9 protein-coding genes are annotated in these 12900 nt (G+C 46.4%); all 9 read right to left on the reverse strand.

All coding sequences use genetic code 11. The features are described 5' to 3' along the window. Positions 1-25 precede the first annotated feature (25 nt). Positions 26-1090 carry an NAD-dependent epimerase/dehydratase family protein gene (locus KKQ10_RS19285; protein WP_215502006.1) on the reverse strand — a complete coding sequence of 355 codons (1065 nt, stop codon included), beginning with the start codon at positions 1088-1090 and terminating at the stop codon, positions 26-28. Positions 1091-1119: 29 nt separating this feature from the next. Further along, complete coding sequence (locus KKQ10_RS19290; RefSeq protein WP_215502007.1) at positions 1120-2577, reverse strand: alginate O-acetyltransferase AlgX-related protein; 1458 nt, start codon at positions 2575-2577, stop codon at positions 1120-1122. Positions 2578-2622: 45 nt separating this feature from the next. Continuing rightward, on the reverse strand, positions 2623-4050 hold the full coding sequence (locus KKQ10_RS19295; RefSeq protein ID WP_215502008.1) for an MBOAT family O-acyltransferase: 1428 nt from the start codon (positions 4048-4050) through the stop codon (positions 2623-2625). A 77-nt stretch (positions 4051-4127) separates the two neighbouring features. Further along, positions 4128-5957: a rhamnan synthesis F family protein gene (locus KKQ10_RS19300; protein WP_215502114.1), complete on the reverse strand. Its 1830-nt coding sequence runs from the start codon at positions 5955-5957 to the stop codon at positions 4128-4130. 116 nt (positions 5958-6073) lie between these two features. Further along, positions 6074-8089, reverse strand: a complete 2016-nt coding sequence (locus KKQ10_RS19305; protein ID WP_215502009.1) for a rhamnan synthesis F family protein — start codon at positions 8087-8089, stop codon at positions 6074-6076. 23 nt (positions 8090-8112) lie between these two features. Then, a complete protein-coding gene (locus tag KKQ10_RS19310) occupies positions 8113-9312 on the reverse strand; it encodes a sulfotransferase (RefSeq protein ID WP_215502010.1) in 1200 nt (399 codons plus the stop codon). After that, a complete protein-coding gene (locus KKQ10_RS19315; protein ID WP_215502011.1) occupies positions 9305-10708 on the reverse strand; it encodes an ABC transporter ATP-binding protein in 1404 nt (467 codons plus the stop codon). Before KKQ10_RS19315 ends, KKQ10_RS19310 begins: the two co-directional genes overlap by 8 nt. Then, positions 10698-11528: an ABC transporter permease gene (locus KKQ10_RS19320; protein ID WP_215502012.1), complete on the reverse strand. Its 831-nt coding sequence runs from the start codon at positions 11526-11528 to the stop codon at positions 10698-10700. Before KKQ10_RS19320 ends, KKQ10_RS19315 begins: the two co-directional genes overlap by 11 nt. A gap of 187 nt (positions 11529-11715) precedes the next feature. Then, positions 11716-12690: a glycosyltransferase family 2 protein gene (locus tag KKQ10_RS19325; RefSeq protein ID WP_274657495.1), complete on the reverse strand. Its 975-nt coding sequence runs from the start codon at positions 12688-12690 to the stop codon at positions 11716-11718. Positions 12691-12900 lie beyond the last annotated feature (210 nt).

A 12900-nucleotide genomic window follows, 5' to 3' on the forward strand; every position in this document is an offset into this window, starting at 1 on the left:
CACCCTTCATTCATATCAGACGATTTCAGGCTTGAGCGCCATCATCAATCCACTTGCAAAGGATGTGTACACCCTCTTCAACCATAATCTTTGGCGACCAGTTCAGAACTTCCTTGGTCTCCTCAATGGTGCAAGAAGCGTGACGCACATCACCATGACGATACTTGCCATTGATGTGATGCTCAGGAGCTTTGTAGTAGCGAGAAATGATATCCGCCAACTGGGCTACGCTAGTCGCTTCGCCCGAACCTACGTCATAAGGCTTGGTGGTACCGTCGGAGTGGATGGTCGCAGCAAAAATTGCGTTAGCCACATCGTCGATAAAAACGAAGTCTCGAATAATGACGCCATCTTCATAGACCGGAATGCTCTTCCCTTCCTTCGCCATACGCGCGAACAGGGAAACAATACCGGTATAAGAGTTGATCAGCGACTGACCCGGGCCGTAAACGTTTTGCAGACGCAACATTACAGGCGTCACACCCAGTGCAAGGCACCAGGAGCTGAGGATATGCTCTTGAGCAAGCTTGGTTGCACCATAAACACTTGTTGGATCAGGTGTTGTGGTATGAGAGTTAAATGGCAAAGCCTTGAGACTTGGGAAATCCCACTCAGCGCGCTCTAGCTGCTCGCGGGAACGCTGGCCCGGGTAAACGATTGCACCGTTGGCATCTTTCCATGCGCCTTCACCATAAACGGCACGGCTGGAAGTCAGAACGATGCGTTCAGGCAACGCTTCCGGATTGTTGCGCACGAGCGCATCCAGCATTTGGGTCGTACCGGTGACGTTGACATGAGCGTGGCGGCTCGCCTCCATCAACGATTGGCCGGTACCTGTTTCTGCTGCCAAATGAATAACAACGTCGGGAGCAAAGTCTTTCAAGACCCGATCCCAGTCCTCAGGACAGGTGACATCGCCCTTCACAAACTCAACACGCGAATCCAGTGCCGCCGGACGCTCTGCGCTTGGATGCACCTGAGGGTGGAGATTGTCGAAAGCAACAACTCGGCTGAATTGCCCGGCCAACAAAGGAGACAAAGCACAGCCAATAAAGCCTGCGCCACCGGTAACTAGACATGTCTTGCTCATTAACCACTCCTGATCTTGATTCAAAAAAATTACTTCGCGTCCTGCACAACCATGGAAACCTTGCCCAAGCTCACCTGAACAGAAGGATCCATATTTTCAAAACTGACTTGAGCCCCCTCAACCTCGGAGGTCAGGCTCAAAAAGAGTTCATTATCTCCCTGCGCGTAGCGCTCGGCAAACTCCACCGGTCGCCCGTCCTTCACCCCTTGAATCTTGAGTATGCCTGAGGCGCTTGCCTTCAGGGAAACCCGCACAGTGCGCAACCCTTTCGACGAATCCGCCCACGTAAGAGCGAAGGGCCCCTTCAGATCCAAATTACCGCTCGTGGTGAGGGCTGGGGATTCATTGGCCACGTTGACACGGGCGCCCTGGCTCACAGCAAGATCATAGTTATTAGCGGATAACCACAAGTAACTCTCGCTCAAAACGTTATCGAGATGACGCTCAGTCATCACGTAGAGCACAACATCCGGTTTGTACTTTTCAATCAGAGCCGGAACATTGGGAGCGAGCGACTGATTGTCGATGTTATGCCGAACTTGAATCGTTTCATAAAAAGCCGCTTGCAAATATGGCGACAGTGAGTCACCCATCGAATCCCGCAATACCAACGCTCTCAAGCGTTTTTTCGCCGATTCATTGCGAGTATTTCTCGGTAGATCCAATAGACCTGTGTGCGTACTGCCAGGCACGACCTGAGCCGAGCCGTCATCAGCCACAATCGCAAATTCAGGCAAAGGAGAAGCCAGCTTGGGCATCGTCCAAGGATTGGGTTCCGGCAGGCTGATCATTGCCTTGAATTCACTACCGTAATTAGGATTGACGACAGCACCATCAGCTGGAGGAACGTACAGATCCATAAATTTCGGATTGAGGGTGGCCAGCTTTTTGCTGATTTCCTTCCAGCCTACCCAAGCGCCAAAATCCGTCCAATGACTATTGAATGGGGAATAGGTATCTCCAATTGAGCGAGCCTGTTGCAGACTTGGACGCAGATCAATCAACGGCAGATGCTGCGGCGAACTTAGTAACTGATCGAATATGTGAGTGCCAATGCGTCCTTCGGACCACTGAGGGAGCTTGTCCGGATAAATAGACCACTTGGCTGGCGCGACAACAAACAACATCGGGATATTGCGATGAGCCAACCATTGTTCTTGGCCCCCAACTGTGCCGTTCCAGGCGCTCAGCTCAACTTCATTATAGTGACGACGTCCGAGAGCCTGTGACATGTTTTTGTTGAAGAAGTCCCCAAGAAAAACCCAACCGTCACGCCCCACAACAGCAATAGCCTTGTCATTAGTCGTCCCGAGAGCGTAAAGAAAACTCGAGTAGCCCTCGACGGCGTTGTTCCAAAGCGGTGTGGTTCTGCGAATTCCATCCCTCAGATTTGCCCATTCACCAGGATGCTTGATGATGGATTTGATCGCAGGAGCGAATTGGGGAGAAAACATCACCGCAATGCCGGGCACGCACAGGGCGAGCATGAACAACCCAATGATGACCCGTGGGGTAAATATTGATCTCATATATTAAAACCGGAAGTAGAGAAAAGGGCTGTATGCACCGGAAAGAACTTTCATGCTTGCAAGCAGGAAGAGTGAACCGAGTCCAAATACGCCAACAACAAGTCGTTGACTGGATGATAGACGATCACACAGCCATCTATAGACCGGGAAGCTGAGAATTGCCCCGGCAACCAAGGCCAATAACAATCCGTTGCTCATATACTCGGCGACTACGTAATTTTCCGGGCCGCTTCGGAGGTTCAACATCAAGGCACTCATGTGGAACGCATGCTCGAATGTTTCAGAGCGGAACAGTACCCAGCCGAAAACCACCACTGCAAGGGTATATAACCAACGCAGCACGAAAGGTATTCCGCGGCCCTCCATATTGGTGAAGCGCTCGATAACAAGGAAAAGACCATGCCATAGGCCCCAGGCAACGAAAGTCCATGAAGCGCCGTGCCATAACCCTGTCAGAATGAAAACCGCCATAAGATTTACGTAAGTTCGAGCAGCGCCAGTTCGGTTCCCGCCCAAAGGCACATAGACGTAATCGCGAAACCACCCGGACAAGGTCATATGCCAGCGGCGCCAGAAGTCGCGAATAGACGCTGCCTTATAAGGGTAGTTGAAGTTTTCCGGAAACCGGAACCCCATCATCAAACCTAATCCGATAGCCATGTCGGAATAAGCGGAAAAGTCGAAGTATATTTGCAACGTATAACTGGCAGCGCCCAACCACGCCGTGCCGAAATTCAGTTCGGACGAGGGCAGTGCGAATATCGCGTCAGCGGTAATTGCGAAGGTATCAGCCAACAACACTTTTTTTGCAAAGCCGATAACAAATCGGGTGATCCCTTCAACGACCATATCGGGGTTGACAGATCGATCCGGAAGCTCTGCTGCGATATCACGGTAACGGACAATAGGCCCGGCAATAAGTTGCGGAAACAACGACTTGAATGTACCGAAAATCAATAGACTTTTGGTTGCCTGAATGGTGCCACGGTACACATCGACCAAATAGCTGATGCCTTGAAAAACAAAAAAACTGATGCCTAGGGGGAGAAGGACGGATATGACCGGAACCGCTGACGGATGCCCAAACTTTTCAGCGATGATATTGATATTCTGGGTAATAAAACCAATGTACTTGAAGTATCCTAATACCGACAAGTTGAAAAACAGACCAAGAATAAGAAAAATCCTGGCAAGTTTATTGGCCCCTTCACTGCCACCCGGTTGTCGATATATCGCAATCAAGTAACCGAAAGCGTAGTTCCCGACAATGGCAGCCAAGAGAATCCAGACCCCTTTTGCGTCGCCCAGGTAGTAAAAAAACAGACTTGCAACCAGAATCAGAATATTTCTGAGTCGATGCCCGACTAGCTTGTAAGCTATTAAAAATGCGGGCAAAAACAGAAAAATGAATAGGTAAGAACTAAAAACCATAATCTACTTTCCAGTTGGTAACGATGGCACTGTTGCCTACGCAAGAGAGTGGCGAGATCGACACCTTCTCAGCATTATTATTTTTTCAACGCCCAACGGTAGCCACTACGTAGAAGTGGTGCAAGCCGTGGAAATCTGAACATTATAGAACGTTTCAAAGAAACTATTACTCCCCCTGCAAAGCGTGCCGTTCTGGCGATTTGCATTTGCTCACGTAGGTCTCCAGAAGGAAAGCAACTAGATAGCGCCTGCACTTTATATTCTAGCTTGACGTAATTCTTCGATGCCTGTGCGGGCGTCATTATACACCGACTTATAAAACCAGCATCTTGAGCACAATACGTAATCAGCCGCTCAAGCACATGAGGAAGATCTCCATCTCCATAGCGCTCTTCATCAAAGTCACTCCACTTCCACTCATGCTCAAACAGCTTTCTCAACGCAACCGGCCTGAACCAATACATCGAGCCATACGTTGCGATGGGTGTCTCGATGTCTAAAGGGACGTTCAAGCCAATTTTGCTGGCGACGTCCACAGCTCGTTCTCTATTGAGAAACCATCCGTGACCTAAGGTGGGATAACCAATATGCACTGCAGGCGGCATCGCAACCCCCACCCATGGCTCTGCTTCAAACATCTCAAGCACATTGGTTACATATTCATTACTGGAAAGAAGGTTCTCGAACAGATGGCGTTTGAACATTGACGCTTTGGCCCAGCCATCTTGCGGAGACTTCTTGCTATGAAGCCTGCAAATATAATCAAATCCACCTTGGAGCACGACATCGCGGCAAGTAATAAATAATGCAGATGTATCCCTGCCAAAATTGGAAGCGCAAACCAATACCGAAAAATCACAAAAACTCAAACCGGCGAGCGTATTGATGATCTGCGTTTTCTTTTCTTCGGAATCAGTAGTGATAAATAATGAACAGACCAACGGAATATTTTTTACCAAGTCCATTATCTCATCCAGCATATCGACATAATAAATATGCGCGATAACAGCGACCCTCTTCAGGGAGAGTCCAGGACTAATGGAGTTAGCATGAGAGTCCGAAAGAATGCTCAACTGCTCGATATTTGTATAAATCGTACGCAAGGGCGTGGTACGGATCAGGTTTTTCCAGATCAACCCTTCATCATAATCTGATTTCTCCCGTACAAAATCCAAGGCACGTTTGACATCAATTGCCTGGGATTCGAGAAAGACAGGATCGTGAAAAAAAGGCCGTCGCTTTAAAATCGGCGAACGTCGCTCGATGGTTAAATCAATTTCAGAAAAAACCGGATGATCGGTATTGTAGGTCGCTGGATCTAAATAAACAGCACATTGAAAACCCAAGTCTTTGAAATACTGGGTAAAACGCCCCTCATGCTTTAAAATAGACTCCTCATAAGAGTTTATCATTGGCATTTCATGCCAATATTTATAAAAGCTATCAGAGCAAAGCATTTTATTACGAACAGCGATGAAGTGCGATTGGATATGAAACGGCAAATCGCCTTTACCGGTAAATGGATTTGGCGAAATCTGATTGTGAGCAGATACCCCCCAAAAATCCACGTTCGCTTCATTCATCGAATCAAACAGTTCCGAAAAAGGAAAAATCGGAGCGTAGAATGTATAGTTTAGAAACAGCGCCTCGTCGTACTGACGCAGCTCTTCCCAGCCAAACTTCTCTATCGACTCTTTATAAGCCCAAACATCAAAACCAGTATTTTCCCGGCAGTAAACAGTATCGACTAATTGCTCAACTTTCTCTAAAGAACCCGTAGCAATTTTAGAGTTAGAAACAAAAAATATGGTATCGACGTGCGCACGAAGCTTACGAAGCTTATAGACTATATAGTCATCCACAACTCCGTCATTATCATAAAAAAGATAAAAAGCAACTCTACGCATATTCAATCTGATTCCATTAAGCTCTCAAATAAACCATATGCACTCATCACGCAAAAGCACATGCATAGACTTATGATAAATGGCGAACCGTCAGATTCGCCATTTATCATTGCTGCTTACTTACCTCTGAACAACGATGCGAGTCGATTCAATACTCGTCGTTGAACAGACAGCTTCGCTCGATCTACCCAACGCAGGCGAGTCAAAATATCCGAATCGCCCATGAAAGAGTTCAATTTATCGTTCAAGATTCGAGCCTGATCCAAAGCTCCCATCTTTTCACGAAACGTCCCACCTGGCAAGAATGTTACCAGTTTCTCATGCAGCTCTCTCGCTTGATCCAGCCACTCGACAGGAGGCACGTAAGTATTGTTCGCTGTAGAATAATGGTCTACGCGATTACAAACATCCTTGGCTTTATCCAACCATTGAATTTGATACTGTATGTTTCCGTTAGGCAACATAGAACCAAGCCGTTGAAGCTTGTATTCCAGCTTCGTATAGTTGATCGATGCCTGATATGTGTTAAGGACACATCTCAAGTGATAGCCATCACTCATCACTGAATAACCTAGCAACCTCTCTAGTACGTGAGCCAGGCCGCCGTCCATATGATTCGGCTCAGGAGCAAAGTCGGACCATTTGAACGGATAGGTTGAAATTTTCTTGATAGCCTCTGGCCGGAACCAAAACATCGTTCCATACGGCGCCATTGGTGTTGAGTCATCAAATGCAGTGGTAATGCCTAACTTTTTCGCCCACTCCGTCGCTGGCTTGCGGTTCTCGAACCAAGCGTGCCCCAATGTAGGGTAGGCAATATGAACAACAGGAGGAAAAATCATCCCCAAACTTTCATTTTTTTCAAACAACCCAAGAACGCGCTTTACATATCCTGGACTGTGCAAGAGGTTGTCAAACATATGCTGTTTGAACAGCAACGCCATATTATGACCATTTTGCGGGGATTTTTTTGAATGAACCCGGCACAGATAGTCATATTCACCTGACAACAGAACATCGCGAAGCGTCATGAACAGGGAGCCCATGTCCCTTCCACGATTCTCCTCGGTAACGCGCACCTCAAATTTATTCACATTATATTTCAGTAGAGCAAGCTCGATATTCTTTTTCTTCTGCTCATCACTAGTAGTAATATAAAGATCATATGCGTATGGAATATTAGTAATATACGACATAGCCTCTTCAAGCATGTCATCATAATACAAGTGAGCCAGCACCGCGATACGGCGCGGCTTACTATCCAATTCTTCAAAGTCCTCACCCGGAAGAACCTCGAGCAAATCCATATTGGTATGAAGCGTTCGCGGCTGGGTACTGCGGACAACATTCTTCCAAATAAGAGAAGTGTCGTAATCACTTTCCTCTTCTATTTTTTTCATTACCCCTTTCAGGGTCATCGCGTTTTGTTCTAGAAATATCGGATCATGAAAAAACGGGCGCCGCTTTAGAATTGGGCTGCGATTCTCAAACATCAACTCAATACTCTGGAACGCGGAGTATTCGGTTGGATAATCTTCTACAGGAAAGGTTACCTCGAAGCTGAATCCGCAATCACTAAAATGCTTAGTAAAGCGAGACTCATGCTGAAGAATAGAGTCCACATAGGAGTTAATCATCGGCATCTCACGCCAATATTGCTTGAACTCCGGAGATGTGAACATTTTCTTACGCACTGCAATCCAGTGCGAGTTCAAATGAAGCGGAAGCTCATCACGCCCAGTGAACGGGTTAGGCACCATAGCCTTATGCGCAGTGATCCCCCAAAAATCGCAATCCATCGCGTCCATTTTTTCAAACGTTTCAGAGAACGGAAAAATCGGACCGAAGAATGTGTAATTCATCAGAATCAGTTCATCATATTCTTCTAACTTATCGAGACCAAAGGTCTCCATCGCTTCTTTATATCCCCAAACATCAAAACCGATATTCTCACGGACATAAACGACATCAACAACATCTTCAAGCTTCTTTCTTGACTCGACTGTCAGCGCAGAGTTTGACACGACAAAAATTGTATCAATACTTTCCTTCAGCGATTTCAATTTATGAGTAACATAGTCATCAACCTGACCCTGCTCATCATAAAAAAGATAAAATAGTACGCGCTTCATATAACCACCAATTCAAATAAGGCTTATTTTTTTTCAATCGAAAATAGTTTTTTTGCCAGCCACGTCCGGCTACTTGTAAGCGCAAGGAGCTCCGTATAACTCGCTTGGGCATCACGCAACTGCTGCTGACAGCTTTCTTCTCGCGCAGCCACGATCCCAAGCTCATATGAAACTTCATTGAGTGAATTTATCAATTTAGATATCTCCACCTTGCTCTCGGAGAGCGCTTCCTCCATTTTTTTTTGCGAGTTTTTCAGCTCGATCAACTCGGCATGTTGCTTAAAAAAAACATCGTTATGATGCTGCCTCAGCCCATCGAGCTCAGCCTGCTGCAAGAATTTCTCTTCATCTCGCTGTTCAAGAGCTCTATTAACTGCCTCGCGCATTGGAGAAGAAAAAAGAGCCAGCATTTCTGAAAACTCGATCTGCGCGTTTTCGATAACCTGCCAATAATCACTCTGCATTTCATTGCACACAGAATACACACGCTCTGCAAACGTTCTCCCTTTGCGTTGTGGATCTGCGTTTGAGTTGTGATCATGATGACGATTCTCAACCCCCAGGTAAGCATCAACTTCTTGCTTCGAGTCTGCAATCGAAACGGGCCACTCAAGCTTCAGTTCGGCTGCAACCCGCTCCACACTGGCAGCCCAATCCGCCAACAATTGATCATAAGTAATTATCGATCGGGGAATTTCACGTGTGGCTTTTTCAGCTTCAAAAAAGTATTCAAGCCACAAAATTTCAGTATGTCTGGGCCCCCACTGTTCCTCACCGACCATTCGAGCGACAGAACTCGCAACCTCATCAGGATGACGGGTAACCAGTAACGCACGAGGCGCAATGTTCAGCGAACGAAGGACTCTGAGCCATAGAGGAACAATACGACACATTCTCGGCTCTTTGATAATCCAAAGCGTTTGGTCGCTATATTCACGTCGAACCAGCTCGACCAGCTCTTCATGTGCCTTCTGGGTCGCTGGATGCTCAAGCCACCCCTCAGGCATTTCACTGACATCAAACCAGGTACGCCCTAAAGCCGTTAGTAGCCGCTCATGAATGGCCAACGCATCCGCGCTTTCAAAAAAGCCTTTAGGGTTCGGTTTGGCTGCAGGCAACAAGTTTCCCGACAACGCCGCCCCGCGTAAATTGAGCACACGGGTTACTGCCGAGGTACCGCTACGTGGCATTCCCAACACCAAAATCGCTGTAGGGTTATTCATGATGAGTTACCGCCAAATCTATAGAGGAGAACCATAAATCGGGCGATTCAACCAAATCTGTCAAACCGGTAGAAAGGCGCGATGGATTAGGCAGCACCCGAAACATTCCGACATCAATTTTTCGATCCAAGAACTGCTCTTGTCCATCTAGAACAGCCAACACCCCGGCGTTCAAAAAATACATTGCAGGCATTAACTGGCAGACAAAAGGAAAAACAGCCTTGACTCGAGTACCCTTTTCTACTACATCTATCGCGTTTTGGATCGTGGAACTAACTGCACCGCTCAGTTCCAGTCCGGATGTAGTACGAATCATCATACCGAATCTTACCTTCTCGGCAGACTCTGCAAACTCTGCTTCGTACACAAAATTATAGGCCTCACCTTCCTGAATCACATTGACTCGGCGACCGTCAAGAGTTTCAATCTGAGAATTATTTATGGACACACCGTTGGACTTATAGCTTAGTGTGCTTTGCGGGACCATGCCCTCATCATAATAAGCGCCTTCTTTAGTCTCAGCATCTTTCTTAGCACTGATTACCAACTTTGAGTCGACTCTATCGGCGACCGAAACAAACTTGTCAGAATCTTGCAAGTCATCATTCACTTGCAATTTTATCTCTGCCCTCAGCGCTTCCACAGAGTCAGCAGGAGAATAGATTAATTTGTGATACTTAGAGACAACCGACTTTGGACCGCCTAGGGCGAGTAACTCCCCTTTGTCCAGAAGAACAGCTCGGTCACAAAGCTCGGTTACAATCCCGGCAGAATGAGATACGAACAGGATAGTAGAACCTTCATCCCTTAGACGCTGAATACGTGCAAAACACTTACGCTGAAAAGCTTCGTCACCAACGGCCAGCGCCTCATCTACAATGAGTAAATCCGGGCTCACATTGATAGCTACGGAGAAAGCCAAACGGACATACATTCCGCTTGAATAACTCTTTACCGGTTGCTCTATAAAATCACCGATATCGGCAAATGCTGCGATTGCCTCAAATCGTGAATCGATCTCTTCCTTGGAAAGAACAAGTACAGAACCATTCAAGTAAACATTCTCACGCCCGGTAAAGTCTGGATTGAAACCAGCACCCAACTCAAGTAATGCAGCGATTCGCCCGTTAACCTTTATCGCACCTTGACTAGGAAATAGCGTACCGCAAATTAGCTGCAGTAAAGTTGACTTACCGGAGCCGTTACGACCGACAATCCCAAACGTTTCTCCACGCTTGACTTCAAAACTGATGTTTTTTAAAGCATGAAACTCCCTGAACCAAATCTTTTTCTTACTTGCTGGAGAAAGCATCTGCAGAAGTCGATGGTGGGGTTTGTCATACACAGGAAAGCTTTTACTTAAATTGCTCACAATTACCGCAGCGTCAGAGCACATCACCAAACCCCCTTCTTGTCGCCGAAAACCACGTATATCCGACCAATGCAAACAGCGAACTGGCCAAGGCATACAGCCCTAATCCGGCCCAATCAGGCATCCCCCCCCAAAGAGAAACCTCTCGAGCCTGATCGATAATAAAGGTCAATGGATTGAGCGAAAATACAAATCGATATTGTTCTGGAATAGCATTAACCGGAACGACAGCTGAAGAAGTGAACAATAGTGCAGTGGACAACACTCCCGTAACCTGACTGATATCCCGAATATAAACACCCAGAGCTGAAAGAAACCAGCCAACCCCCAACATCAATATGACCAAGGGCAAAAACACCACCGGCAAAAGGACAATAGTCCAGGAAAATTGATGATCGACTGCCAGCCTCAGCACGATTAGGACTACAACGTTCATAAAGGTATGAAACAACGCCGAGACCACCATCGGCCAAGGAAGTATCTCAATAGGAAAAATAACTTTCTTAACGTAACTTACATTGCTGGTAATCAGCATTGGGGCACGAGTGAAACACTCCGCAAAAAAGCCATGAACGATAAGGCCAACAAAAAGAATTATCGCAAAACTGTTGACCGAACCGGCTGGTTGAGGCCAGCGGCTATTAAGAATGCTGCCGAATGCAAAAGCGTAAACACACAGCATCAAAAAAGGGCTTAATATCGACCACAACAGGCCAAAACTAGCGCCCCGATATCGCCCAAGCACTTCACGCTTGCTCAATGCAAGTATCAACGAACGATTACGCACAACCGAAATGGCCGGTGCAAGAACACTTGTTTTTAAACTTCCAACAAAACTGGCCATAGCCACTCCAAGAAGTATCGCACTATCTAATAAACAAAATAATCTCAATAATCAAAAAAACAAACTACTGACATAAATTGTAAACACCACAAACTGATACACCAGAAAAAACCTCTATATTTCCTTGAGAAACTTTTAGCCTTTCCGCTAAAAATTTAAATCTATTCACCTGCATACATAATCCTATTCAAATTCTGTTGAGCAACACGGCTACCCAAAGAGCCAAATTCCCCTGCAGTGTTTGCCTATAGACACCTGAACGCATTAAAAAAATACACCGTTTCAATAACGGCGAGCATCTAGCCCGCTCAAAATTTTCCAGGACCATCAGATTTGAGGGAGGCATACGCTCTTTTAATAAACCAACCGCTTTAAGGTTACGTCTATTCCACTCGATAAAACGACCACCAAGCATTTTCTTTAAACGCGCCAAGCCGGATATAACACCTGCATTGGCACCGATAACATTATCTGAATGTTGTCTATAGCTGACGTGCGATTCGAAATCGTAATAAACTCGACCGCCACAGGCCGTCACAAGTATGTAAAACCACCAATCATGTGAAATGACTTCTGAATTGGCAGTAGCGCTGGCTATTGCTTTCAACGCATGGTTGAACACCATCGTATTTCCGCCGGCAAGACTTTGCACCAACGCATTCTTAAAACTCGGCGGATATTTAAAGAGAGGTGAGTTACCAACTTTCACTCCCAACTCATTGACCAGCGCTGTTCGCCCACAATAAAGTGAAGGGGTCTCTACCGCGTGTTTTTTTAGCCACTGAATAGAAACGTAGAGTTTATCCTCTGACCATATATCGTCCTGATCACAGAACGCGTAATAATCCGCAACGATACTCTGATTTTTGACCAAAGAAAAAAAGTTGTTCACGTAACCTTGCTGCGGACCTGGGAGTACAAAAAATCGCTCTGTGCCTAGTTTTTTTTGATAGGCACGCAGAATCTCCAAGGTATGATCTTGCGATCCGTCATCAGACGCATATATAACCCAATTATCATAAGTTTGACTAATAATAGAGTCGATTTGCTCAGCGAGATAGCGCTCCCCCTGGTAGGTGCAAAGTAATATCGCGACCTTCCCAATCGTCTCGTTACTAACGGTCACCGCATTGCTTTCCTTGACTAAAAAAGAGTCACTCACCGTATGCAGACCGTTTTTCCGAGGTGCAACACATTTTTCGGGGGAGCATGTTCGATACCTTCGCGGCTTTGGCCAAAAACGGAGGCCACTGTCAGAAATCATTGGCTCTGAGGTCAGCAGCTTGAGGATCCTGAAATCGAAGGGGATACGAATATCAGGGTGTCTGATCTTATCAAACCCACGCAGGGATCTCAAAATATCACCGCTGGA

The organism is Pseudomonas sp. MG-9 (assembly GCF_018729515.1).
In the GTDB taxonomy this organism is placed as follows: domain Bacteria; phylum Pseudomonadota; class Gammaproteobacteria; order Pseudomonadales; family Pseudomonadaceae; genus Aquipseudomonas; species Aquipseudomonas serboccidentalis.